This is a genomic window from Streptomyces sp. NPDC127177 (assembly GCF_042672475.1).
In the GTDB taxonomy this organism is placed as follows: domain Bacteria; phylum Actinomycetota; class Actinomycetes; order Streptomycetales; family Streptomycetaceae; genus Streptomyces.
Window position 1 is genome coordinate 31942 of sequence record NZ_JBHXUW010000048.1, and the last position, 23768, is coordinate 55709.

Sequence of the window (23768 nt, forward strand, 5' to 3'; positions counted from 1 at the left end):
GGCTCACACGTCCTCGCCGTACTGGATACGGCGGTACGGGGTGCTCAGCACCTCGCGGGTGATTCGGACGTCGATCACGGTGGGCCGGGGGGCCCGCACGTACTCGGCCAGTGCGTCGCGCAGTTCCTGCGCGGTGCGGACAGTGGCTCCGCCGCCGCCGAGCGACCGTGCGACCGTGCCCAGTTCGGGCGTGGAGATGGTCGCCAGCTCCGGGTCGAGTCCCTTCGCCTTCGCCTTGTGGTACTCGGCGCCGAGGCCCTGGTCGTTCATCACTACGACCAGCAGGGGGATGTCGTACCGGCACGCCGTCTCGAACTCCGACAGATGCATGATGAAGCTCGCGTCGCCCTCGACCACGAAGCCGGGCCTGTTGCCCCTGGCGACCATCTGGCCCATGGCGATCAGCGGGGCCTGCCCGATGGCGCCGAACATGCCGTAGTTGGAGAGCACGTCACGGGAGCGCTGGAAGAGCATGGTGCCGAAGTCGGTCTGGTGTCCGCTGCCCAGCACCAGGCCTATCTCGCCCGGGAGTTCGTGGTCGAGGATCCAGATGGCCTCGCGCGGGTCGAGCCGGCCGGGTTCCCGCACGTACTCGGGCTGCTGGAGCCGGCCGGTCAGATGCTTCCGGACCTGGTCGGTGTGGTAACCCGCCAGCCGGACGGACCGCTCCTCCAGTACCCGGGTCAGCTCGCCGAGGGCGGTGACCGCGTCGGCCTGCAGGTAGCAGTCCGCCCCCTTGCCGTTGCCCATCACCAGGTGCGGGGCGGTGTCGATCTGGATGTACTCGGCTTCCGGATAGAGGTAGCCGCTCTCGATGGTGTAGTGGTTCAGGCTGGCACCCACCGCGATCACGCAGTCGGCCTCCTGCAACAGCTCCATCGACAGCTTGTCGCCGAACAGGCCCGACAGGCCGACGTGGAAGTCGGTGCGGTCGCACAGCCAGTTCTTCGCCTGCAGAGTGGTGGCCAGCAGGGCGCCGGTCCGCTCCTGGAGAGCCAGGATCTCCTCACCGGAGTCAGCCCCACGCGCACCCCGCCCCGCGATGATCACCACGCGCTCGGCATCCTGGATCAGGTCGCAGGCGGCCCGGACCCTGTCCGGGTCGGGCAGCAGCCGGGACTTCTCGATCAGGGCGGTGGACGGTACGTAGTTCTCGTCGTAGTCGTCCATGTCGGCGACCTGGACGTCGAAGGGCGCACTGATCATGACCGGCCTGGATTTCGTCCGCGCCAGGTAGAAGGCGTCCCGCACGGCCTCCTGGGCGTTCTCCGGCCGGGTCACCTGGATGAACTCGCACTCGATCGCGGCGGCGAAGCGCCGCTGGTCGAGGTACTGGGTGGCACCCTCGTCACCCAGCGGGGTCTCCCCGCAGAAGGCGACCAGGGGGGTGCCCGCCCGGCTCGCGCAGAGCATCGAGGTGGCCAGCTGCGAGACGCCGGGGCCGCTGGTCGTGGTGACCACGCCCGGCTGTCCCGAACCACGTGCCCAGCCGTCCGCCATCCCGAGGCCGGAACCCTCGTGCCGCACTTCGTACAGCCGCACACCGCGGTCGGCGAGCGCGGCCATCCAGCGCATGTTGGCGTCGCCCATCATGCCGAAGACATCGCTGGTGCCTTCCTTGACGAACGCCTCGGCCAGGGCTTCGTAGACCTTCATTTCCGGTACTCCTTCACGTTCGCCGCGGCCGTCGCCCGCGCTTTCAGGACGCCGTCGAGCCGTGAGAAGACCCGGAGCGCGTTGCCTCCGTACACCGCCTGCCGGTCGGTGTCGCTCAGGCTGTCGATGGAGTCGAGGGTGTACTTGGTGTCGTCGAACCGACGCCCGGTCTCCGGGTCCACGCTGCGGACGGCGCCGATCATCTCCGAGGCGAACAGGACGTTCCGCGCGGGGATGATGTCGAGCAGCAGCTCCATGCCGCGCTTGTGGTACACGCAGGTGTCGAAGTAGACGTTGCGCAGGACCGATTCCTCCAGCGGCGGCCGGCCGCGGTCCTGCATCATTCCGCGGTAGCGGCCCCAGTGGTACGGGACGGCTCCGCCGCCGTGCGGCAGGATCAGCTTCAGCGTCGGGAAGTCCTTGAACAGGTCGGACTCGCACAGCTGCATGAACGCCGCGGTGTCGCCGGCGAGGTAGTGGGCGCAGGTGCCCTGCATCGCCGGGTTCCTCGACATCGCGACGTGGATCATCGCGGGGACGTCGAGCTCGGTCATCTTCTCGTAGAGCGGGTAGTAGACCCGGTCCGTGAGCGGCGGCGCCTGGTAGTAGCCGTCCGACGGGTCCGGGTTGAGCAGACAGCCGACGAAGCCCAACTCCGCAACACAGCGCTCCAGTTCGGCGGCCGAGTTGCCTACGGACGCGGCCAGTGCGTCGCCCGGGGACTGCGGGAGCTGGCACACGCCCACGAACCGCTCGGGGAAGAGGCCGCAGACGCGGGCGATCAGGTCGTTGCTGACGCGCGACCAGTCGAGGCTGGTGCGCTCGTCGCCGTAGTGATGCGCCATCTTGCCCGCGCCCGGTGAGAAGACCGTCAGGTCGGTGCCGCGCTCCGTCTGCAGCTTCAGCTGCCCGCCCTCGATGGCGGTGCGGATCTCGTCGTCGCCGATGTGCAGCTCGTCGGGCGAGACCCTGGCGCCGGACTCCTCGAACGCCTTGATCTGCTTCTCCCGCCACTCCCCCAGCGCCGGGGGCGCCGTGGTGAAGTGGCCATGACTGTCGATGATCATGAAGTACTCCGAAACTCGCGATGCGGTGGTGACGTGCTGCGCGGCCGGGGCGGATAGGCCCGTCAGCCGCGGCCGGTCAGCTCCCTCGCCCTGTGCAGGCCGGGGTAGGTGCGCACCGGCGCCGACATCAGGAAGCGGTAGCCGTCGTCGAGTACCTGCTTGACGTTGCCGGCGGTGACGTGCGGGTGGCCCACGGCGACTCCGCGTTCACCGCAGATGTCGAGGATCCGCCGCTTGCACTCCAGGACGCGCGGGTGTTCGTACTGGCGGGGGAAGCCCAGTTCCTGGCTCATGTCGCCCTCGCCGATCAGCACCAGCCCGATGCCCGGCACCCGGTCGAGGATGTCCGGCAGGTTCTTGATGCCGAGCTGGTCCTCGATCATGAGGCCCACCAGGATCTCCCCGTCCGGGGCGAGCGGCCACACGTCGGCCCGGGCGTAGTACTCGATGTTCGAGATGCCCCAGTACCGTGTCGCCGCGTGCGGGCCGTCCCCTCGCAGACCGGCCGGCTCGTAGCGGGGCGCGTCGGGCAGCCGCGGGTAGCGGCAGGCGGCCACGGCGTTACGGGCCTCCTCCACCGTGGAGATGTGCGGCCAGATGATGCCGAACGCACCGAGGTCGAGGGCCTGTTTGGCGTGCCACTGGGCCTTCTCCGCACCGTTGGCCGGGATGCGGACGATCGGGGTGACGTCCGGCGCGAGAGTGTCCGCCTCGAAGACCCTGCGCCTGTTCAGGAGGTACTGGAAGCTGTCCTTGAGCGCGTTGATGTCCCAGGGCTTGTGCTCCATCTCGAACACCACGGCGTCGTAGTCCGAGTTGCTCAGCTCGACCGCCGACGTCGGATCGGCCGCGGAGAAGGTCGCGAAGACGTGCTGCCCCGCGTCCAGGGCGCCGATCACCTTGTTGAGCCTGGACGTTGTCATCGCCGACCTCCCCGGTCGAGTGCCTCGGCCGACCTGCCCTCAGGAAGCCGCGCCGGCTGCCCCGCGCGTCTGGACCGCCGCCCCGCCCACCACTCGCGCAGGCGGGCGAAGAGGCCGGCCGGCCGGGGCCGGACCGGCTGCGCCCCGTCGGATGCGGTGGCGAGCGGCTCGGCGGCCGCGACAGCGAGGGGCTCGGCAGGAGTCGCCGCGCACTTCTGGACCAGCTGGTCGGTGAACTCCTTCGTCATCCTGGAGACCACCATCCCCGCACCCGACTCGATCAACTTGGCGAGTTTGCCGTTGAGTTTGATCTCCCCGTCGCAGAAGACCCGCGAGGTGCCGGGGCCGTCCCCCTCGACGACCCGGAAAGTGGCGCCGGCACTGAACCGGGTGGCGCCCTGACCGTCCGCGCCTCGGGCCGTCAGCCGTCCCTCGTGTGTGGACTCGTCCAGGTCCAGGGAGACCCGGGCGGCGAACTTGACCCGCAGCCCGCCGAACCTGATCGCCAGGGTCCCGTCGAAGGATCCGTCGTCGTGCGAAGGACCGAGCTCGGCGCCACCGATACAGGACACGACGGCAGAGGGATCGGAGATGACCTCCCAGACACGTTCGTGCGGACTCGGTACGACGATCTCTTCCGTGATCGATATCAAGACTTTGAACCTCACTCGGCGGCAGGCGCGACGTCAGACGGACACGAGGGCGTGACGGCACAACCGGCATGGTGGCTTGGGACGCGGAGCTCCGGGCATATCGGACCGCAGGGCCCGTGCGGGCAGCCGGCTCCGGCTGCGGGGCGTGACCGCGTTACGCGGCGGCCTTACGCTCCGCGGCGAACAGACTCCAGAGGTCGTTGTAGAGCTCCGAGAATTCGGGTGACTCTACGAGCGAGCCGATCTGTCGCGGGCGTTCGAAGGGGACCTGGATGACACGGCGGATCGTGCCGGGCCCCTTGGACATCACGACGACCTCGTCCGCGAGGTAGATGGCCTCGTTGAGGTCGTGCGTGACGAAGATCAGGGTCCCGTTCTGCTCCCGCCAGATGTTGAGCAGTTCCTGCTGGAGCTCGAGCCGGGTGATGGCGTCGAGCGGCCCGAACGGCTCGTCCATCAGCACGATGGACGGGTTGTAGATCAATGCCCGCGCTATCGCACAGCGCTTCTGCATTCCGCCCGACAGCTCCCGGGGGAAGTGTTGCTCGAAACCGGTCAGGCCGACGAGGTCGACCCACTGGGCGACGCGCTCCTCGCGCTCCTCCTTGGGCACCTTGCGGAACTTCAGCGCCAGACCGATGTTGGACCGGACGCTCAGCCAGGGCAGCAGGTGGGACTGCTGAGTCACGTACGCGGCGTCCGAGTTGACGGCGGTGACCGGCTCTCCGGCGTAGTGCACCTGGCCCTGCGTGGGGGTGAGCAGTCCGGCGGCCAGGTTGAGGATGGTGCTCTTCCCGCACCCGCTGGGCCCGATCACGGCCACGACCTTGCCGCGATCGACCTTGAACGACACGTCCTCGATCGCCGGTCGGTGAGTCCCGGGAAACTCCAGCGTGACGTGGTCCAAACGGAGTGCCTCCGCATGGGAGTTGCGCTGTGTGGTCGACATATCTGTCTCCTCGGCCGTCCTCGCAAGAGATGAAGCGGGGCCGTGCGCTCGCGCCAGTGGCGGCGTTTGTGGATGGCGGTGCTGTGAAGGTGGTCTCCTGCCGCACGCGAACGAGCGTCCAGGCCGACCTGGTTCTCCTGCTAATCAGTCATCGGCAACCCTGGCACCGCCAGATTGTCTGACAACCGATGAGGGGAAGCTAACACCGCCACTCGGGCCGCACAAGAAGTGCGCAGGAAGAAGCTTTCACTCACAGGAAACTCGAGTTACCCGCCGGAGAACTGTCCGACAAGAGCTCGTTATGGGCGGAGCACAAGGGATCGACCACGCAGAGTGCCCACGCGCGGGACGGGTCGACGCCGGAGCGGGGAAGCCGCAGCCGCACCGCGCGGCCCCACGACACGGTCACAATCACCCGATTTCTATCGTTACGCGACTCGGATCGTCAGACAAACAAGTGCTCCCCCCAGGACTCCTGCCACCCGGCCTCACCTTCGCACCGAGGACGCCGCACTCCCCCGCGGGCGCCATGGAGACACCGATCCGACGACATGCACCAGGCCAGGACGAGGCAGCCAAGGAACTGCCGGCCAAGGGCAGCACGAGCCCCTCTCCCGGCCCCTTGAAGCGCGACGATGCTGCTGTTAGATTCCACGCACCGCTTGTCGGACAATCGATGTTCCCTCGTGGACTGTTCCCTCGTGGAGCGCTGATCTCACCTGGGGCATGGCACGAGCCATGGCGGCGCAGGTGGCGACAAGGGCCGCGGCTCGGCGGCATCGGAAGCCGCACTCCCGGGGGGCGCCGTCGGACGGATCGCCCGGGGCAGCGAGCCGGACGTGAGCTCGCCAGTTCCCCCGGGCACCGACGGCCGGTCCCCATCCACAGGACTTGGTGACAGGAGAAGCATGGAGTACCGCCTCAGACAGGCCACCTCGGCCTCCGCCGACGGCAGGCCGGTGCCGCTCTCCCCCGGAAGGATGGTGGTCGCGACCACCGTGGCGCTCGGTTGGGTCCTGCTGGCAGCGTGCGGTGGTTCCAGCAGTCCCGGCTCCGACGAAGCGCAACAGGTCACTGTCGGCGTGGCGGGCAACATCTTCGATGCGCCCCTGCGGGTGGCGGATGCCCGCGGCTTCTTCCGTGAGCAGGGACTGAAGGTCACGTTCGTACATGTGACGGCGGCCGGCGGAACACCGGCCCTGGAATCCGGCTCGCTCCAGTTCCTCAACTCCAGCCCCACCAACTTCCTGTCAGCGGAGGCAGAGGGACACGACGAGATCGCGATCGGCGCAGACGGGCTGGGCAACCCGCTCGGCCTTGTCGTGAGCAAGAAGTTCGCGACGCGGCACTCACTCACGTCCAGCACGTCACCCAAGAAGGTGGCCCAGGCTCTCGTCGGCTCAGCCGGCGGCTACAGCTCAGCCAACACGAAGGCGGAGGCGGGGATGTTCCTCAAGAACCGCTCCGTGGGCCTCGACGAGGTCTCGTGGGTGTCCCTGTCCAGCCCCACCGAGGACCGGGCGGCGCTCGCCGACGGCCGGATCGACTGGTTCGTCACCTCGGAGCCGCTCCCGTTACGGATCCAGGCTGCCGGAGACGGCGTGGTCGTAGCGGACTCGCAGACGGTGCATGAATGGTCGGGTTCCTACGCCGGCTACGGGCAGGTGGTGGTGACCCGTGAGGCCTACGCCGACCAGCACGCCCCGACGGTCAGGAAATTCCTCACAGCGGTGGAACAGGGCTCGGCCTACCTGAACTTGCACGTGGACGACCCGGACATCGTGCCCGCGGTCAGAAAAGCGATGCCCGGCATCCCCGACCCGGTGATGCGGGCCAGTGTCGAGGAAGTCGATTGGCCCATTTACGCAGACATGGACAAGGGCACATGGAAGTACACGCTCCAGTTCGTGATCGAGCTGGGCGCCCTGCCCGGATCAGCCGAGATCAAGACGGGCGCCTGGACCAACGACTACCTGTGACGGCTTCCCCGAAAAAGATCAAGGGCCGGTTTCGGATTTCTCCGAAACCGGCCCTGACCTCGACTCTTGCAAGTCGGGACGACAGGATTTGAACCTGCGACCCCTTGACCCCCAGTCAAGTGCGCTACCAAGCTGCGCCACGTCCCGCTACAGATCGTCCGGATGTCACCGGGCGGCTGCGCAGGACAAACATTACCTCACTCGGTGGACCGGATCGACGCCCGTGCCTGCTGGGCGCGGGTCGCCAGGGATTCCGCGCCGCAGGCGGTCGCCAGCTTGTACGCCCGTGCGAGCTGCCTCGGCGAGCGGGCCGCGATGCCGTGGTCGACGAGAGCGAGGGCGAGCTCGTAGTTGGACGGGGACGCCTCCAGATGGCGGACCGCCTCGCCCAGCAGGTGCGCCGCCTCCTCCGGGGGTGCGAAGAGCGAGACGCAGCGCAGTGCCTCGCCGATCGCGGTGTCCGTTCCGAACCGCTCGGCGTGCACCCGCGCCGAGTTGGCGAGCTGGGCTGCGCGGCCCCGGTCCTCCTCGGCCAGTGCGCGTGCGAGGTCGCCGGCCCACGGGCCCCAGATGCCGTTGAACCTGCCGCGCGGTTCGAGGGCCTGACCGGCGGCTTCCAGCTCGGTGACCGCTTCCTTCATACGGCCTTCGGCGAGCAGCAGGCGCCCCCGGACGCACGGCGCGTCGGGCAGCACCATGGCGCTCGGGTAGGGCAGCCCGAAGTCGTACTGGTCGGCGACCTTGCGGGCCTCGGTGATCCGGCCGCGCGCCAGCAGGGTGTCGATGAGCAGACACGCGGCGTCCCAGTGGACGGGCAGGCCGCTGCCGACACGGTCGGCGAGGCGGAGGCCCTCGCGCAGGAAGCCCTCGGCCTCGGCGAGGCGGCCGCGTCGGCGGTGGACCAGGCCGAGGAGCGTATGGGCGAAGGCCAGGTGGGCGCCGCTCCAGCCGGAGATCTCGAAGGCGCGCACGGCCTCGCCGAACAGCTCCTCCGCCCGGTCGAGTTGGTCGGTGAAGGCGTAGGTGATGCCCAGCAGGGTGGGGAGCTCGAAGCCCCATTCCGTATCGGTCCAGCCGAGACCGCGGGCGGGGTGCCCGTTGACCAGAGCGCGCTCGCAGAGGTCCACGATCAGCTGGGAGTTCTCGCCGCGCAGCATGGCGTCGAAGGCGCGCAGGGTGAGCAGCGCCCGCTCGGCGTTGTCCCGGCCGGCGAGGTGGTCGGCGTTGGCGGCGAGCCGGCGCGAGCGGCCCGGTCCGTCCTCCTCGGTCGCCTGCATGCCTTCCCAGAGGAAGTGCGCGGCCTGCAGACGCATCAGGCCGGGGCCGGGTGCGGTGCGCTCGGCCTCGGCGGCGAGGGCGAGCGCCGCCTCCTTCAGCTGGTTGTTGTGGGACAGCGCGGCGGCCAGCCGGAACGTGGCGTCGACCCGCAGGTCGTCGGCGAGACCCGGCAGGTCGAGCGCGGCCCGCAGATGCTGCACGGTGGTGGGCGGTGAGCTGAGCAGCGTGGCGCAGCCCAGTTCGTAGAGCAGGGTGGCGCGCACATCGTGGCGCGGTGGTTCCTGGAGCGCCCGTTCGAGGCAGCGGCGGGCTGCCTCCGGGGCGCCGACCGCGAGGTGCTGGTTCGAGGCCGCGCGGAGTTGCTCGACCAGCTCCTGGTCGTCGTCCGGGTGGACTTCGAGCAGATGCCGGGAGGCAGCGGCGGGTCCGAGACCGGCCCGGGTGATCGCCCAGGCCGCCCTGCCGTGCATCGCGGTGCGGGTGGCCGGCGGAATCGAGCGGTAGACGGCGGTGGCGATCAGCGGGTGCACGAACTCCAGCGGGTCGAAGCCGCTGACGATGCGGGCCTCGCGCAGCCGGGCCGTGCAGTCGGCCGCCTCGGCGGGGCTCATGCCGGCCAGGGTGGCGGCGAGGTCCTGGGAGATGTCGGTGCCGAGGACGGCGGCGGCCCAGGCGAACCGGTTCGCGTTGGTGCCGAGCCGTTCGAGCCGGGCGACGAGTCCGCTGCCGCGGGCCGACGCGCCGAGTTCGCGCAGCAGACCGGCGGATTCCTCCAGCGGCGCCAGTTCGCGGTCCTGGACCTTGGCGACGAGCTCGACGGCCTCGTACGGGTTGCCGCCGGTGACGGCCCACACCTCGCGGCAGAACGGGTCGTCGGCGTGCTCGCCCAGACCCGCGCGGACCAGTTCGGCGGTGGCTTCCGGTGTGAGGGCCCGCAGCGCGACCCGGACCTGTGCCGGGTGGCCGCCCGCGGCGGTGCGCGCCGCCTCCCGGGCCGCGAGCTCCTCGGGGCGGTGCGCCTGGACGACCAGGACCGGAAGTTCGCCGAGGCGGGCGGTGAACGAGGCGAGCCAGGCGAGGGACTCGCCGTCGGCCCAGTGGGCGTCGTCGATGACGAGCAGCAGCGGGCGGTGGCTCAGCCGGGACGCGAGCCGGGAGACGACCCAGTCGAGACCGTCGCGCACACCCTGCGGATCGGGCTGCGGGCCGGTCGGTTCGACGAGTCCCAGGGCCGGTGCGGCGATCTCGTACCAGGATCCGAACAGGGCGCGTACGTCGTCGATGGGGAGCTGGTCCAGTGCGGGCTGGAGCAGTTGGCGTACGACGTGGAACGGGACGGAGGTGACGGTCTCGCCGCCCCGTGCGGACCAGACGGTGCACCGGTCGGCTGCCATGGTCTGGATCTCGGCCAGCAGCGCCGTCTTGCCGATGCCTGCGTCACCGCTGAAGATCAGCAGCCCGCCGGACGCCTGTGCGCCGCAGAGTGCGTCGACGGCTTGCGCGGCGGCGGCGAGTTCCGGTTCGCGCTCGTACAGCGGCCGGGACGGTTTCATGCCTACCCTCCCCCAAAGTGGTACGGACAACTGCCGAGAATAGTCGTGCGCGGGGGCCCACCAACAGTGCTTCGGGGAGTTCACCGCAGGTACGGGGCACAATCGGGGGGTGGACGAGACTCGCAGGGACCGGGACACCGAAGGCCGGGCGCACAACGCGCGCCCCCGCGACGGGCTGGGGCGCCCCTTGCCGTACGGATCACCGGGTGTGGAGCGGCAGCCGGAGGGTGTGGTCCGCACTCCGGAGGAGACCGTGCGCGAGGCGCAGCGGCTGCTCGACGCCGGGATGCCGTTCCATGCCCACGAGGTGTTCGAGGATGCGTGGAAGTCGGGCCCCGACGCGGAACGGGAGTTGTGGCGCGGGCTGGCCCAGCTGGCGGTCGGGCTGACCCATGCCGCCCGGGGCAATGTGACGGGCGGGGCGCGGTTGCTGCGCCGGGGCGGGGCGGCGCTCGCGGAGTTCACGGGGGGCGAGGGCCCCGTCGCGTCGGGGGACGCGGTCTCCTCCGGCGGCTCCTGTGCCCCCTCGGCGCACGGGATCGCCGTCGGTGCGCTGATCAGCTGGGCCCGGGAGCTGGCGGGGCGGGTGGAGGCGGCGGGCGCCCGGCCCGTCGACGCGGCCGAGGAGGCGCCGCGCCTGCTGGGCAGCTCGTAGAGCTGTCCCGTAGAGCTGTCCCGTAGAGCTGTCCCGTAGAGCTGTCCCGTGGAGCTGTCCCGTGGAGCTGTCCCGTAGGCGTGGGTACGCGTCGTTTCCCTCCCGCGCACTTTCCCTCCCCTTGACCGAGAGCGGTGAACAGGGCCGCGCGAAGCTATTACCATCCCGCCTCATGAGCACTTCTGACCAGGACCAGGCCGTGGACACCCCGATACCCGCACCCGAGGCCGAAGCCGCACCCGGAGCCGAGGCCGAGGAGCGACGACTGACGCCGCGTCAGGCGAGACGTCTGCGCATCGTCCTGTCCTCGGTCGGGATGGCCGCGATGGCGGTGGTCCTGGGGCTTCGGATCGCGAGCAGGTCCTCCGTGCTGGTGGTCGGCGTCTACGGACTGGCGCTGATCCTGTGCGGGATCGTGATCGAGCTCAGCAGGAACGGCCGTACCCGGCTGGGCAGTTGGCTGCTCGGGATCGGTCTGGTGGCGGCGATCGGTTCGGACTGGCTGCTGATTCCCTGATCCACCGCCGCCGTGACGTCAGTGCACGGTGACCCGTACGGTGTCGCCCCGCGGATCGGCACGGTCGAGCCAGTCGGCGGACAGGTGGAAGGGGTGGCCCGGCCGGGCCGGCGGCAGCAGTCGTTGCCGGTGCAGCACCCGCCCTTCCTGACGGACCACGAGCAGCGGGGTGGTCAGCCGCTGCTCGGTGCGCAGTACGAAGCGGTTGTTCAGGGGCCGGTCGCCGTCGGGGGCGATGAGATTGGGCGCGATCCATGTCAGCGGGGCCGATACCGCCAGTGCCGGGCGCCGGGCGGGCCAGGATCCCGTGGCCAGATGGCGCAGTACCGGGGCGGCGGCGGCCCGGCCCTCGGCCGCCGCGGTGTCCGCGCTCTCGACGGCGTGCAGGAGGTTCCCGACGGCGAAGACGCCCTGCTCCCCGGTGCGGTACGAGGCGTCGTGGGCGGGGCCCCGGGTCCCCGGGTCCAGGGGCACGGAGCCGCGCCGGGCCAGTTCGTGTTCGGGGATCCAGTCCCCGGTGAAGACCACGGTGTCGCAGCGCAGCGTCGTGGTCCGGCCGTCCTGGTGGCGCACGGTGACACCGGTGAGCCGCCCGTGCCCGGTCAGGCCGGTCACGGTGGTGCGGCTGAGCACCGGGGCACGCCGGCTCCGGTGCAGTGCCGCGAGGGGGGCCGGCGGATCGCCGGTCACCAGGGCGGCCACCTCGACCCCGGCGGCGCGCAGGGTTTCGGCGGCTGTGCGGCTGACCGGTTCGTCGCCGACGACCACCGCTCGCGTACCGATGTACTGGTGGTGCAGGTGGACGGCCTGCTGGAGTTCCCCGGTGGTGTAGACGCCGGCCGGGCGGGTGCCCGGGACGAGCCGTGCGCTGCGGGGGCGTTCCCTGGCGCCGGTGGCGAGGAGGACGGCGCCGGCCGTGATCCGTTCCAGTCCGCCCGGCCCGGTGGAGTCGAGGGTGCGGGGGCCGGCCCAGCCGGTGACGGTGATTCCGGTACGCAGGGTGGCGCCGGCCCGCTCGGCGGCGGCCGTGCAGCGCCGGGCGTACTCGGGCCCGCTCAGGCCGCCGCGGCGGCTGCCGAAGCCGCCGTGGTGGCAGTGTCGTGGGATGCCGCCCGCGCTCCGGTCCCGCTCCAGGACCTCGACCCGCGCCCCCGATGCGGCGAGTTCGGCCGCCGCACCGAGTCCGGCCGGGCCCGCCCCGACGATCAGCACATCCACCGTCCGCTCGCGGCGGGTCATGACGGGGTCCCCTCGATCAGTGCGCGGAGGCCGGCGCCGCAGTGGAAGCCCTGACAGCGCCCGTTGCCCGCCCGGGTCCTGCGTGCCAGTGCCTGGGCCGAGCGGGGCGGCAGTACGGAGTCCAGCGCGTCACGGATCTCGCCCGCGGTGACGCGTTCGCAGTGGCAGACCACGGTTCCGTAGGCGGGGTCCCGGGCGATGAGCGCGGCGTCCAGGTAGGGGCGGTCCGTCGCCTCGCCGAGGCCGGGCAGGGTGAGGGGCGGCAGTTCGGTGGGGGCGCCCAGGTCGAGGCCGGTCCGGGCGAGCAGCCCGGCGACGTGCTGGGCGATGGCCATGGAGGCGGTCAGCCCGGTGGACCGGATGCCACCCACGGCGATGTAGCGCAGGTCCGGGTACTCCTTGATCCGGTAGTCCTCGTGCCCGGTGGCGGCCCGGAGTCCCGCGTAGACGGCCGTGACCTCCTCGTCGATCAGCCGCGGCAGGATCCTGCGGCCCTTCTCCCGCAGCTGCGCGAGCCCGTGCCCGGTCGATTCGGTGGCGGTCTTGTCGTCGAGGTCCTCGGAGGTGGGGCCGAGCAGGACGTTGCCGAAGACGGTCGGTGCCACCAGAACACCCTTGCCCGCCGCGGTGGGCACGGGGAGCAGGATGTGGTGGACGAGATCGCGGGCGAGTTTGTCGAAGACGATGAGCTGTCCGCGGCGTGGTGTGACGGTGAAGGTGTCGTGCCCGAGGAGGCGGTCGATCTCGTCGGCGTGCAGCCCTGCGGCGTTGATCAGCTGACGGGTGCGGATCGGGCCGCGGCTGGTCGTCAGGGTGTGGAGGCCGGGCCCGGACCCGATGTGTGTGACACGGCAGTCCAGGTGCAGGTGGACTCCGGCCAGCAGGGCCTGGGTGGCAAAGGCGAGCGGGGTCGTCCAGGGGCAGATGACCGACTCGTCGGGGATCTCCAGTGCGCCGAGCGCGCCGGGCCCCAGGTTGGGTTCGAGTTCGGCGAGCCGGTCCGCGTCCAGCAGCCGGGCGGCGTGGTAGTCGTTCTTTTCGGCCTTGGCCAACAGGTCTGGCAGCGCGGCGAGTTGCTCCTCGTCCCAGGCGACGAGGAGGGCGCCGACGCGTTCGACGGGGATGCCCGTCCCGGCGGCGTACGCGGCGAGCGTGCGCTGCCCCTCGCGTACCAGCCTGGCCTCCAGCGAGCCGGGTACGGCGTCGAATCCGGTGTGCAGGATGGCGGTGTTGGCCTTCGATGTGCCGTTGCCGATGTCGTCCGATGCCTCGACGAGGGCGGTACGGACTCGGTAGCGGGCCAGCTCACGGGCGATCGCGGTGCCGACCACTCCGGCGCCGATGACCGTGACGTCGTACGGCGGGCCTCCGGGCAGCGGCTGGCCGGCCCGTGTGACGGTGTACGTCATCGGCCCGCCCCGTCAGCGGTCACGACCGCTCCAGCAGAGTACCGACCGCCGCGCGGAACCGGGCGAGCCGCTCGGCCGCCTCGTCCGGGCCGATCCGCGGCTCGTACACCGCGGCCGGCTCCCAAGCGGGTACGGCCTGCCCGAGCGGGAGCCCCGGATCGAGGCCGATCCGGGCCAGGGCGCCCACCCCGAGCGCGGTGACATCGGGCAGCGCGGACACCTCGACGGGGCGTTGCAGCAGGTCGGCCTGGGTCTGCATGAGCAGCGCGGAACGGGTCAGTCCCCCGTCCACGCGCAGCACCTCGGGGCGTGCGCCCAGATCGGTCGCCACCGCCTCGGCCAGTTCGACGACCTGTGCGGCGATGCCCTCGCACAGGGCGCGCACCAGATGTCCCGCGGTGGTGTCCAGGCCCAGTCCGGTGACCGAGCCCCGCAGGTCTCCGCGCCACCAGGGAGCGGCGAGTCCGGCGAGCGCCGGTACGAAGGTGACGCCGCCGGAGTCGGGGACGGAGCCACCGACCGGGTCCAGGTCGGCGGCTCCGTCGATCACCTTGAGGTCGGTGAGCCAGCGCACCGCCGAGGCCGCCGTGTACACCTGGCCGTCCAGGCAGTAGCTGGTCCGCCCGCCGAGCCGCCAGGCCACACAGCTGACCAGTCCGGTGGAGCTGCGGCGTGGGACCCCGCCGGTCTGGGCCAGCAGGAACGCACCGGTGCCGTAGGTGCACTTGGCGGTGCCCGGCTCCAGTGCGCTCTGGGCCAGCAGGGCGGCCTGCTGGTCGACGAGGAGTCCGGTCAGGGGGAGTTCGCCCCCGAAGGCGGTCGTGGTGCCGAACTCTCCGGCGGCGTCGACCACCGACGGCAGCCGTTCGCCGCCCAGGCCGAAGATGTCGAGGGCCGGGGCCGACCAGCCGGCCCTGTCGAGGTCGAGCAGCTGGGTACGCCCGGCCGTCGCGGCGTCCGTGACGAACTCCCCGGTGAGCCGGTGGACCAGCCAGGAGTCGCTGGTGGTGACGACTCCCTCGCGGGTCAGCTCACGGCGTACCCAGGCCATCTTCGGGGCGGCGAAGTACGGGTCGAGCGGAAGTCCGGTGAGTTTACGCAACTCATCTTCTCGGTCCGCGAGTTCAGCGCAGATTCCGGCGGCCCGCCGGTCCTGCCAGACGATCGCGTCGGTGAGCGGGCGGCCGGTGTCCGGGTCCCAGGCGAGCACGGTCTCGCCCTGGTTGGCGAGCCCGACGGCGACGGCCGGTTCACCAGCTTCGGCCAGGGCTCGCGTCCCGGCGTCGACGACCGAGTCGAACAGCTCCGCGGGGTCCGCCTCGACGACTCCGCCCGCGCCGAACCGGGGCCGTACCGGAGCCGAAGCGGAACCGATCACGCCACGCTCCGGACAGATCACCAGCGCCTTCGTGCCGGAGGTTCCCTGGTCCACGGCAAGCACCGGATTCGTCATCGGCTCTCCAATGGCACGCGAACTCCGGCGCTTGAACGGAATCATGATCTTCGGCTGCGGGAACCCAGGGTGGTGCAGCCCAGCGGTTACGTCAAGCACCCGCAAGGCGTACGTCCAGAACTCTCCGCTATCGCTCAACCTCCGGTTTACTCAATCGACTTGAATAAGATCCACGGATCATTCGGGGGTTAGGCGCAACGGGCTCTACACTCACCGCCGAACAACAACCGGACGCTTTACAGCAGTTCATATTTCAACAGCTGCTCCGCCCCCCACGTCCTTGAGGATCGATGAGACCGACACCATGCCCCGAGCGCGTCCATGGCCAACAGTGATTTCCGGCCGGTTTACCATCCGGCCGGCCACGACAACGAACTCCGTTCCGCATTACAGGATTTACGTACCGGTCGCTGGCTCTCCATGCGCGATCTGCTGGAGAGCACTCCGGACTGGACGCTGTGGACCCAGCGCACCCAGGTGCTCGGCGCGGTCGCCGCGGGCTCGGACGCGGTACAGGCCTGGCTGGTCGAGGAGCCCCGGAGTGTCGCGGCAGCCGTGATGCACGCCCGGGTCGTCGTGGAGCGGGCCGTCCGTGCCCATCGCGAGGGGCATCACCGCGCGCAGGAGCTGTGGCAGCAGGCGTGGGAGGCATGCCGCTCGGCCGCACACGCCTCACCCGCGGACCCGGTCCCCTGGGTGTGCCTGCTGGCTCTCTCCCAGCTCGACGAGCGCCAGCGGCTGGAGGAGCACCGGCTGCGTCCGCCGGGCCCCATGCTCTTCCCGGGCCCCTGGGGTCTGCTGGCGGAGGCCGACAAACGCGATCCGTACAACCGCGAGGCCTACCACCGGATGCTCCAGTTCGTCTATGCGCGCAAGGCCGGCGGCTCTCTCTCCGAAGCGGTCAACTTCGTTCAGTGGGCGTCCTCTTCGGCGCCCGACGGGTCCGCGCTCCACGTGCTTCCGCTGTACGTGCGGGTCGAGCGCTACCGCCGCGAACGCGGCCACGAGAAGGCGCTGGACCTGCACTGGGTCACCGAGGACGCGGAACGCGACGCCGTCCGCGCCCTGCACCACTGGTTCCGTCGCACGCCCCCGCCCAGCCATACCCTGCTCGACCTGAACCATCTGGCGCACGCCCTGTGGGGCGCGCTCCAGTTCGCCGACGCGGCACCGGTGTTCAGGGAGCTCGGCCCCTATTTCACCTCGCTGCCTTGGGCGTACCGCACCCGATCCCCCAAGGATCCCGCCGGCGCCGAGGAGGTCTTCCTCCGCGCCCGCAGCCGCGCCCTGGCCGCCGAACGCGAACCGGGCCGTGGGCCGCACGGCTGAGCCGGAACCCCGGCACCCCCTCACTGTCCCCCGCACCGTCACCGCTCACGGAGGTCCCCCCATGTCCATACCCACCTCGACCCACACGGGTTCCGAGGCCGACGCGCCGAAGGACGAGGAGCAGCGGCTGCGCGAGCTGGGCTACCAACCGGTGCTCGCACGCCGGATGGGCGGCTTCGGCAACTTCGCCATCAGCTTCTCCGTCATCTCGATCCTGTCCGGCTGCATGACCCTTTACGGCTTCGGCATGTCGACCGGCGGGCCGTCCGTGATGCTGTGGGGCTGGGCCGGGGTCGGCCTGTTCGTGCTCTGCGTGGGCATGGCGCTCGCCGAGGTCACCAGTGCGTACCCGACGTCCGGGGCGCTGTACTACATGGCGGACCGGCTCGGCGGCCGCAAGTGGGGCTGGTACACCGGCTGGCTGAATCTGCTCGGACTGCTCGGTGCGATCGCCGGTATCGACTACGGCGCCGCACTGTTCACCGGCGCGCTGATGAATCTGCAGTGGGGATTCTCGCCCACTCCGGGCAAGACGATGGTCATCTTCCTCTGCATCCTGCTGCTGCACGCCGTGCTGAACCTGTTCGGTGTGCGGCTGGTCAGCGTGCTCAACTCGATCAGTGTGTGGTGGCACCTGGTCGGCGTCGCCGTCATCGTCTCCGTTCTGGCGATCGTGCCCTCGCACCACCAGTCCCCCTCGTTCGTCTTCACCGAGTTCGTCAACGACACCGGCTGGGAGAACCCGCTCTACGTGGCGGCGATCGGCCTGCTGCTGGCGCAGTACACCTTCTGCGGTTACGACGCCTCGGCCCACCTGTCGGAGGAGACCTCGAACGCCTCGGTCTCCGCGGCCCGTGGCATCGTCCGCGCGATCTGGGTGTCGTGGCTGGCCGGCTTCGTGCTGCTGGCCGGGCTGACGTTCGCGATCCAGGACTACGCGGGCACCCAGAACAGTGCCACCGGGGTGCCGCCGGCCCAGATCCTGATCGACGCGCTGGGCACCTCGGGCGCCACGGCCATGCTGCTGATCGTGATCGCGGCACAGCTCTTCTGCGGGAACGCCGAGGTCGCCGCCGCCAGCCGGATGGTGTTCGCCTTCAGCCGGGACAACGCGCTGCCGGGTTCCGCGCTCTGGCGCAAGGTGAGCGCCCGCACCCAGACGCCGGTCAACGCGGTGTGGCTGTCGGTCGTGGTCGCCGGTGTGCTCGCCGTGCCGTCGCTGTACTCGGAGACGGCGTACGGCGCGGTGACCGCGATCAACGTCATCGGGATCACCCCCGCGTACGCCATCCCGATCTTCCTGAAGCTGCGCGCCGGTGACCGTTTCGAGCGCGGGCCGTGGCACCTGGGCCGCTGGTCGAAGCCGGTCGGCTGGATCGCCGTGGTGTGGGTGGCCATCGTGACGGTGCTGTTCCTGCTGCCGCAGTCCTCGCCGGTGACGATCGACTCGATGAACTACGCGTCGATCGCGCTGGTCGTCGTGCTGGTGCTGGCCACCGTGTGGTGGTTCGTCGCGCGGCGTTCCTACAGCACGCCGTCGGCGTACGGGAACGCGCGTGAGCAGGCGGAGATCGAGGAAGGCATCATCTGACCTCCGTCCCCAGGCCTGCGGCCGGCCCTTCCGGATCACGGTCCGGGAGGGCCGCCGTCAGTTCAGCAGCAGTTGGAGACCGCCCAGCACGGTCGCGCCGATGACGAGGCGTTCGAAGAGGGTCTGGTTGATCCGGTCCACGCACTTGCGGCCGATCCAGGCGCCGGGGAGCACGAACAGCAGCATGCAGGCGTCCAGCAGCAGCGACTGCCCGTCGATCAGCCCGAGGCCGACGCTGAAGGGCACCTTGGACGTGTTGACGATCAGGAAGAACCACGCGGAGGTGCCGAGGAAGCCGAGCTTGCGGAACCCGGCGGAAAGCAGATAAAGCGACATGACGGGGCCGCCCGCGTTGGCGACCATGGTGGTGAATCCGCCGAGCACCCCGTACGAGCGGGCCTTGAGCCGCTCGGCGGCGGCGGGCGGCCCGGTGTCCGCCGCCGGCTCCTCGCTCCCGGCCGCCGTGCGGCGCCGCCAGACGGTGACCCCCGCCATGAACACCAGGATCCCTCCGATCGAGGTCCGCACGGCGGCGTCATCGGCCCACACCATGAACAGGGTGCCCGCCACCACGCCGGCGGCGACGGCGGGGAAGAGCCGCAGCAGCGTCGGCCAGTGCGCGTGGCGCCGGTAGGTGAGCACGGCGAGCACATCACCCGCGATGAGGATCGGGAGCAGCACTCCGGTGGACTCACGGGCGGGGAGCACCGCCGCGAACACCGCGAGACTGATCGTGTTGGCGCCGCTGACCGCCGTCTTGGAGAAGCCGACGAGCGCGGATGCCGCGGCCAGTGCCGCCAGTTGCCAAAGGGTGAGGGTGTCCATGCCAGGAACAGATCGTAATCCCCCATGGTTCTCGGCCTGCGCCCAGCCCGCGGGCCCGCATGGTTATGCTGCGCTCCAAGCGCTCACACGAAGCGTTCAAACGCACAACGCACAGCGGTACGGCGAGGGGGCCAGCAGCATGCGGGAGCCGGTTGAACTCAGGCGTCAGCGGATCATGGCGGTGGTGGAGTCGCGCGGTCCGGTCAAGGTCAGCGTGCTCGCCGCCGAGCTGGACGTCTCCGTGGTCACGGTACGGCGGGATGTCGAGGAGCTGACCCGGGCGGGGCGGCTCAGGCGCGGTCACGGAGTGGCCAGGCCGTTGCGCGATCCGGTGGGGCTCGCGGCGTTGCCGGGTCCGCGCGGGGGCGAACCGGCAGCCGAGGGCGGCGCCGTGGCGCTGGTCGTTCCGGAGCGGCACTCGTACCTGTACGAGACGCTGCACGGCGCCCGGTCGGTGCTTGAGGAGTCCGGGATCCGGATCGCCCTGCACATCGCCTCGCAGTCGCCCGATGCCGAACGGCCGCTGGTGGAGCGGGCCCTCGCGGACGGGGCGCGGGGGCTGCTGATCGCCCCGCGCTGGCGCAACGCCCTGTCGGAGGAGCAGGACTACGGCTGGCTGGCGGACGTGGGGGTGCCGACCGTGCTGATGGAGCGGCGGCCCCGGCCGGGCAGCGCGCTGCACGCACTGGACTCGGTCTGTTCCGACCACTGGTACGGGACTCACCTGGCCGTGGAGCACCTGGTGTCACTGGGCCACCGCCGGATCGTGCTGGCTGCGCGCGACGACAGCCCGACGGCACGCACCGTGCGCGCGGCGTTCGCCGAGATAGCGGCCGGCCGCCCGGAGGTGGTGGACTGGACGGTGGTGCTGAGCTCGCCGGACGCGGTGCCGGGCCCCGGCCCGTCCGGCGCGGGGCCGGCCCCCGTCTCCCCCGGGGCCGGCGGCCACGCACCGGATCTCGCTGCGCTGCTGCGCGAACGCGGCGCCACGGCGGCGGTGCTGCACGGCGATGTGGACGCCCTGATGCTGGTGCAGCGCCTGGCCGAGAGTGGGGTGCAGGTGCCCCGGGACTGCTCGGTCGTGGCGTACGACGATGTGGTCGCGGCCCTCGGCAGCACGCCGCTGACCGCGGTCGCGCCGCCCAAGGCGGAGGTCGGCAGGGCCGCCGCCGAACTGCTGCTCCACCGTCTCTCCGGTGCCGCGGGGGCCTCCGGCCCGGTGCGCCGGACGGAGTTGCTGCCCGAGCTGAAGGTGCGCGGTTCGGCACGGGCGATCACCCCCACCACGGACTGACCGTTTGACCGCTTTAATTTTCTTCTGATCGATGTATTGACCGCTACCGATCAGCCGAACAGGATTCCCCGTGTCCTCATTCAGGAGCCGCGGGAGGCGCCCATGCCCGGTCGACAGAGCCGTCGATCCGTGCTCGGCACGATGGCCGCAGTACCGCTGGCGGGCGCGCTGAGCGCCTGCAGCGGTGGCACGTCGGGGTCGGACAGCACGAGCAGGACCAGCACCGTCAGCAACAAGGCCGGCCGCAACGCCACGCACATCACCTTCTGGTCCGCCCTGCGCGGCAGCCAGGAGGTGGTGGACGCGTTCAACCGGACGCACGACACGATCCAGGTCGACTTCCAGCAGATCCCCACGGGCGGTCAGGGCGGATACGCGAAGCTCAGCAACGCCTCCAGGGCAGGCAACGCCCCGGACGTCGCGACGATCGAATACCCCCAGGTCCCGGGCTTCGCCATCGACGGCGTCGCGCTGGAGCTCACCGACCTGCTGAGCGACGGGCTGCGGGCGAAACTGCTGCCGCAGGCCCTGGGCCTCACCACGTTCGAGAAGCGCGTCTTCAGCCTGCCGCTCGACGTCGAACCGATGGTGATGCACTACCGCACGGACCTCTTCGCCGAGTACGGCATCGAGGTCCCGCGCACCTGGGACGCGTTCGAGGAGGCGTCCCGCACCGTGCGCCGCAAGGCGCCCGGCCGGTGGCTGACCGCCTTCGCGACGGACGGCGCGCCGCAGTTCGCCGCGTTCGCCTGGCAGGCCGGTGCCCAGTGGTTCGACACCGGGGGCGGGGCGTGGAACGTCTCGCTGGCCGACGAACCCACCCGCCGCGTGGCGGCGTACTGGCAACGGCTGATCGACCAGGACCTGGTCGACATGAACCCGGTGGACAGCAGGCAGTACGACGCCCAGGTCAGCACCGGCAAGGTCCTGACCCGGCTCAGCGGCGCCTGGGACGCCGGGGCCCAGATGAACGCCCATCCCGGCCAGAAGGGCAAGTGGGCCATCGCACCGCTCCCGCAGTGGGACCCGTCGGACGCGGGGCTCGGCACCCACGGCGGATCGACCTTCGCGGTCACCAGGGACAGCCACCACCCGGAGGCGGCCCTGGAGTTCATCGAGTGGCAGGTCTCGCATCCCGACGCGCTGCGGGCCAGGCTCTCCAGCGGAGCGAGCAGCCAGTACCCGGCCGCCCCCGGCCTCGTAGCCGCCGGCCGCAAGGCCTTCGACCGCGGCTACTACGGCGGTCAGGACATCTACACCCTCTTCGAGCAGGAGGCGCACAAGATCCGGGACGGCTGGACCTGGGGGCCGCGGATGACCGCAGCGCTGAAGGTGATGCAGGACGCCTTCGCCCGGGTGGGCGGCGGACAGGGATCGTTGCTCGACGCGGTGCGCGCGGCCCAGCGGGGCACCATGCCCGACCTCAGGGCCCTGGGCCTGTCCACCACCGAGCACAGCAGCTGATCCGCAGCCCGTCCCCCTTCCCAGCAGCAGAGAGGCAGGTGACATTCGATGACCAGCCCGCTCACCTCGACGGTTTCCGCCCCCGTGGACGCGCCGGGTTCCGCCGCGTCGCCGAAACGCGTGACAGCCCCGGGCACCACCCGGAAGTCGGCCCGGCGTCGCGAACTCGGCGCGGCCGGCGCCCTGATGACCCCCTTCTTCATCCTTCTGGTGACGGTCTTCCTGATCCCCGTGGCGACCGCCGTCTGGCTCAGCTTCTTCAGCGACGACCAGCCGGGGCTCGGATTCGGCCCCGAGCGCAGGGTCTTCGTCGGCCTGCGCAGCTACACCGCCGTGCTGACCGACCCCACCTTTCTCGGAAGTCTGGGCACCGTCGTCCTGTACTGCCTGATCTACATCCCGCTGATGGTGATCGGCGCACTGGCGCTCGCCCTGCTGCTGGACTCCGGAGTGGTCCGGCTGCGGTCCTGGGCCCAGCTCGGGCTCTTCCTGCCGCACGCCGTGCCCGGCATCATCGCCGCCGTCATCTGGCTCTACCTCTACACACCGGGGCTGAGCCCGGTGGTCGACCTGCTCGGCAAGGCCGACATCACGATCGACTTCCTCGGTGTGCACACGGTGGTGCCGTCGATCGTGAACATCGCGCTGTGGAGCAATCTCGGCTACAACATGGTGGTCTTCTACGCCGCCCTCCAGGCCGTGCCGCGCGAGGTCATCGAGGCCTCCGTCGTCGACGGTGCCGGTCCGGTCCGTACCGCGCTCCAGGTCAAGACGCCGCTCGTGCGCTCCTCGATCGTGATGGTCGCGATGTTCACCCTGATCTTCGCGCTCCAACTGTTCACCGAGCCCATGCTGCTGAGCCAGGCGACACCGATGATCAACTCCCGGTTCTCGCCCAGCATGTACATCTACGACGCGGCGTTCACCCGTAACAACTACGGCCTGGCCGCCGCGGCCTCGGTCGTCCTGCTGGTCCTCACGATCGCGCTCTCCTACGGCGTCACCCGCTGGACCAACCGCTCCAACGCCCCCGAGGAGGACGCCCGATGAGCGCGACGATCCCCACCCGCACCGCGGCCGTCCGCCGTCCCCGGCTGCTGGGGCGCTCCGTCGTCAACCTGGTCGTCGGCGTCTCGGTGCTGTACACACTGCTGCCTGTGCTGTGGCTGGTGCTCGCCGCGTCGAAGGACCGCGACGCGCTGTTCGGCAGCGACGTGCTCTCGCTCGACCACTTCTCCTTCACGCAGAACCTCAAGGACCTGTTCGCGATGGACGGCGGGATCTACGGGCGCTGGTACGGCAACAGCCTGCTGTACGCGTTGCTGGGCGCGGCGCTCGGCGCGCTGATCAGCATCGCCTGCGGGTACGCCTTCGACAAGTACCGCTTCGCGCACAAGGAGAAGCTGTTCGGCCTGGTCCTCGCGGCGGTGATGGTGCCGCAGACCGTACTGGCGCTCCCGCTGTACCTGATGGCGTCCCGGGCCGGCCTGGTCAACACCTTCTGGGCGGTCTTCATCCCGGTGCTGTTCAATCCGTTCGGCGTGTACCTGGGGCGGATATTCAGCCAGGGCTACGTGCCCGACGAGGTGCTGGAGGCGGCCCGGGTGGACGGGGCCGGGGAACTCACCACGTACGTCCGGGTGTCGCTGCGGATGCTCGGTCCTGGCCTGGTCACCGTGTTCCTGTTCCAGCTCACCGCGATCTGGAACAACTTCTTCCTGCCCATGGTGATGCTCTCCGACCAGGACCTGTATCCCGTGAGTCTCGGCCTCTACACCTGGAACAGCTCCGCCACCGTCTCGCCCGAGTACTACCCAGTGGTGATCATGGGTTCACTGCTCGCGGTCCTGCCTCTGATCCTCGCCTTCGCGCTGCTCCAGCGCTTCTGGAAGTCGGGGCTCACCGCGGGCGCCGTCAAGTAGCCCGGACCGTCC

19 protein-coding genes and 1 tRNA gene are annotated in these 23768 nt (G+C 70.5%); 9 read left to right on the forward strand and 11 right to left on the reverse strand.

The genetic code is table 11. The annotated features are described in order from the left end of the window. Positions 1-3: 3 nt before the first annotated feature. The 5 genes from ACFVJX_RS26420 to ACFVJX_RS26440 all read right to left on the reverse strand — a co-directional run bounded on the left by ACFVJX_RS26420 (position 4) and on the right by ACFVJX_RS26440 (position 5248). Complete coding sequence (locus ACFVJX_RS26420; RefSeq protein WP_384131055.1) at positions 4-1656, reverse strand: thiamine pyrophosphate-binding protein; 1653 nt, start codon at positions 1654-1656, stop codon at positions 4-6. After that, positions 1653-2723, reverse strand: a complete 1071-nt coding sequence (locus ACFVJX_RS26425) for an amidohydrolase family protein (protein ID WP_384131058.1) — start codon at positions 2721-2723, stop codon at positions 1653-1655. Before ACFVJX_RS26425 ends, ACFVJX_RS26420 begins: the two co-directional genes overlap by 4 nt. 62 nt (positions 2724-2785) lie before the next feature. Then, positions 2786-3646, reverse strand: a complete 861-nt coding sequence (locus ACFVJX_RS26430) for an HpcH/HpaI aldolase/citrate lyase family protein (protein WP_384131061.1) — start codon at positions 3644-3646, stop codon at positions 2786-2788. Beyond that, positions 3643-4299, reverse strand: coding sequence for an SRPBCC domain-containing protein (locus tag ACFVJX_RS26435; RefSeq protein ID WP_384131064.1), 657 nt, complete (start codon positions 4297-4299; stop codon positions 3643-3645). The genes ACFVJX_RS26430 and ACFVJX_RS26435 overlap by 4 nt, the downstream gene beginning before the upstream one ends. Before the next feature lie 154 nt (positions 4300-4453). After that, positions 4454-5248, reverse strand: coding sequence for an ABC transporter ATP-binding protein (locus ACFVJX_RS26440; protein WP_384131067.1), 795 nt, complete (start codon positions 5246-5248; stop codon positions 4454-4456). A 908-nt stretch (positions 5249-6156) separates the two neighbouring features. Here ACFVJX_RS26440 and ACFVJX_RS26445 point away from each other — a divergent pair. After that, entirely contained in the window at positions 6157-7227 is a 1071-nt protein-coding gene (locus tag ACFVJX_RS26445) for an ABC transporter substrate-binding protein (RefSeq protein ID WP_384131069.1), read from the forward strand. A gap of 73 nt (positions 7228-7300) precedes the next feature. Here the strand turns inward: ACFVJX_RS26445 and ACFVJX_RS26450 are convergent. Both ACFVJX_RS26450 and ACFVJX_RS26455 read right to left on the reverse strand, forming a co-directional pair. Further along, positions 7301-7374 (reverse strand) — tRNA-Pro (locus ACFVJX_RS26450). 50 nt (positions 7375-7424) lie between these two features. Then, the gene (locus ACFVJX_RS26455; RefSeq protein WP_384131072.1) at positions 7425-10058 is read right to left on the reverse strand and encodes an ATP-binding protein; all 2634 of its coding nucleotides are present in this window, start codon (positions 10056-10058) and stop codon (positions 7425-7427) included. A gap of 109 nt (positions 10059-10167) precedes the next feature. Between ACFVJX_RS26455 and ACFVJX_RS26460 the strand changes: the two genes are divergently transcribed. Both ACFVJX_RS26460 and ACFVJX_RS26465 read left to right on the forward strand, forming a co-directional pair. Then, positions 10168-10713: a DUF309 domain-containing protein gene (locus tag ACFVJX_RS26460; protein ID WP_384131075.1), complete on the forward strand. Its 546-nt coding sequence runs from the start codon at positions 10168-10170 to the stop codon at positions 10711-10713. Between the two features lie 172 nt (positions 10714-10885). Beyond that, positions 10886-11230 (forward strand): hypothetical protein, encoded by a 345-nt coding sequence (locus ACFVJX_RS26465; RefSeq protein ID WP_384131078.1) that lies wholly within the window; start codon positions 10886-10888, stop codon positions 11228-11230. An 18-nt stretch (positions 11231-11248) separates the two neighbouring features. Here the strand turns inward: ACFVJX_RS26465 and ACFVJX_RS26470 are convergent, their stop codons facing one another. Genes ACFVJX_RS26470 through ACFVJX_RS26480 form a run of 3 tightly spaced genes read right to left on the reverse strand, consistent with a single transcriptional unit; the run spans position 11249 to position 15331 of the window. Then, the gene (locus tag ACFVJX_RS26470; RefSeq protein WP_384131081.1) at positions 11249-12469 is read right to left on the reverse strand and encodes an NAD(P)/FAD-dependent oxidoreductase; all 1221 of its coding nucleotides are present in this window, start codon (positions 12467-12469) and stop codon (positions 11249-11251) included. After that, positions 12466-13878: an NAD(P)/FAD-dependent oxidoreductase gene (locus ACFVJX_RS26475; RefSeq protein WP_384131083.1), complete on the reverse strand. Its 1413-nt coding sequence runs from the start codon at positions 13876-13878 to the stop codon at positions 12466-12468. The genes ACFVJX_RS26470 and ACFVJX_RS26475 overlap by 4 nt, the downstream gene beginning before the upstream one ends. 19 nt (positions 13879-13897) lie before the next feature. Beyond that, positions 13898-15331: an FGGY family carbohydrate kinase gene (locus ACFVJX_RS26480; RefSeq protein ID WP_384131086.1), complete on the reverse strand. Its 1434-nt coding sequence runs from the start codon at positions 15329-15331 to the stop codon at positions 13898-13900. A 321-nt stretch (positions 15332-15652) separates the two neighbouring features. Between ACFVJX_RS26480 and ACFVJX_RS26485 the strand changes: the two genes are divergently transcribed. Both ACFVJX_RS26485 and ACFVJX_RS26490 read left to right on the forward strand, forming a co-directional pair. Continuing rightward, a complete protein-coding gene (locus ACFVJX_RS26485) occupies positions 15653-16660 on the forward strand; it encodes a hypothetical protein (RefSeq protein ID WP_384131089.1) in 1008 nt (335 codons plus the stop codon). Positions 16661-16721: 61 nt separating this feature from the next. Further along, complete coding sequence (locus tag ACFVJX_RS26490) at positions 16722-18251, forward strand: amino acid permease (protein WP_384131091.1); 1530 nt, start codon at positions 16722-16724, stop codon at positions 18249-18251. A gap of 57 nt (positions 18252-18308) precedes the next feature. Here ACFVJX_RS26490 and ACFVJX_RS26495 read toward each other — a convergent pair whose 3' ends face one another. Continuing rightward, positions 18309-19076, reverse strand: coding sequence for a sulfite exporter TauE/SafE family protein (locus tag ACFVJX_RS26495; RefSeq protein WP_384131094.1), 768 nt, complete (start codon positions 19074-19076; stop codon positions 18309-18311). A 139-nt stretch (positions 19077-19215) separates the two neighbouring features. Here ACFVJX_RS26495 and ACFVJX_RS26500 point away from each other — a divergent pair, with 139 nt between their 5' ends. From ACFVJX_RS26500 to ACFVJX_RS26515, 4 genes are all read left to right on the forward strand, one after another. Further along, positions 19216-20370, forward strand: coding sequence for a substrate-binding domain-containing protein (locus tag ACFVJX_RS26500; RefSeq protein ID WP_384131096.1), 1155 nt, complete (start codon positions 19216-19218; stop codon positions 20368-20370). 102 nt (positions 20371-20472) lie between these two features. After that, on the forward strand, positions 20473-21834 hold the full coding sequence (locus ACFVJX_RS26505) for an ABC transporter substrate-binding protein (RefSeq protein ID WP_384131099.1): 1362 nt from the start codon (positions 20473-20475) through the stop codon (positions 21832-21834). 48 nt (positions 21835-21882) lie between these two features. Next, entirely contained in the window at positions 21883-22884 is a 1002-nt protein-coding gene (locus ACFVJX_RS26510; protein WP_384131102.1) for a carbohydrate ABC transporter permease, read from the forward strand. After that, positions 22881-23756, forward strand: a complete 876-nt coding sequence (locus ACFVJX_RS26515; RefSeq protein ID WP_384131104.1) for a carbohydrate ABC transporter permease — start codon at positions 22881-22883, stop codon at positions 23754-23756. The genes ACFVJX_RS26510 and ACFVJX_RS26515 overlap by 4 nt, the downstream gene beginning before the upstream one ends. Positions 23757-23768 lie beyond the last annotated feature (12 nt).

Bases quoted from the DNA above. Each gene is read 5' to 3' on its own strand.
- ACFVJX_RS26420 (WP_384131055.1), bottom strand. From the start codon at position 1,656: ATGAAGGTCTACGAAGCCCTGGCCGAGGCGTTCGTCAAGGAAGGCACC.
- ACFVJX_RS26475 (WP_384131083.1), bottom strand. From the start codon at position 13,878: ATGACGTACACCGTCACACGGGCCGGCCAGCCGCTGCCCGGAGGCCCG.
- ACFVJX_RS26490 (WP_384131091.1), top strand. From the start codon at position 16,722: ATGTCCATACCCACCTCGACCCACACGGGTTCCGAGGCCGACGCGCCG.
- ACFVJX_RS26470 (WP_384131081.1), bottom strand. From the start codon at position 12,469: ATGACCCGCCGCGAGCGGACGGTGGATGTGCTGATCGTCGGGGCGGGC.
- ACFVJX_RS26495 (WP_384131094.1), bottom strand. From the start codon at position 19,076: ATGGACACCCTCACCCTTTGGCAACTGGCGGCACTGGCCGCGGCATCC.
- ACFVJX_RS26430 (WP_384131061.1), bottom strand. From the start codon at position 3,646: ATGACAACGTCCAGGCTCAACAAGGTGATCGGCGCCCTGGACGCGGGG.
- ACFVJX_RS26515 (WP_384131104.1), top strand. From the start codon at position 22,881: ATGAGCGCGACGATCCCCACCCGCACCGCGGCCGTCCGCCGTCCCCGG.
- ACFVJX_RS26485 (WP_384131089.1), top strand. From the start codon at position 15,653: ATGGCCAACAGTGATTTCCGGCCGGTTTACCATCCGGCCGGCCACGAC.
- ACFVJX_RS26440 (WP_384131067.1), bottom strand. From the start codon at position 5,248: ATGTCGACCACACAGCGCAACTCCCATGCGGAGGCACTCCGTTTGGAC.
- ACFVJX_RS26510 (WP_384131102.1), top strand. From the start codon at position 21,883: ATGACCAGCCCGCTCACCTCGACGGTTTCCGCCCCCGTGGACGCGCCG.
- ACFVJX_RS26455 (WP_384131072.1), bottom strand. From the start codon at position 10,058: ATGAAACCGTCCCGGCCGCTGTACGAGCGCGAACCGGAACTCGCCGCC.
- ACFVJX_RS26500 (WP_384131096.1), top strand. From the start codon at position 19,216: ATGCGGGAGCCGGTTGAACTCAGGCGTCAGCGGATCATGGCGGTGGTG.
- ACFVJX_RS26445 (WP_384131069.1), top strand. From the start codon at position 6,157: ATGGAGTACCGCCTCAGACAGGCCACCTCGGCCTCCGCCGACGGCAGG.
- ACFVJX_RS26480 (WP_384131086.1), bottom strand. From the start codon at position 15,331: ATGACGAATCCGGTGCTTGCCGTGGACCAGGGAACCTCCGGCACGAAG.
- ACFVJX_RS26505 (WP_384131099.1), top strand. From the start codon at position 20,473: ATGCCCGGTCGACAGAGCCGTCGATCCGTGCTCGGCACGATGGCCGCA.
- ACFVJX_RS26465 (WP_384131078.1), top strand. From the start codon at position 10,886: ATGAGCACTTCTGACCAGGACCAGGCCGTGGACACCCCGATACCCGCA.
- ACFVJX_RS26425 (WP_384131058.1), bottom strand. From the start codon at position 2,723: ATGATCATCGACAGTCATGGCCACTTCACCACGGCGCCCCCGGCGCTG.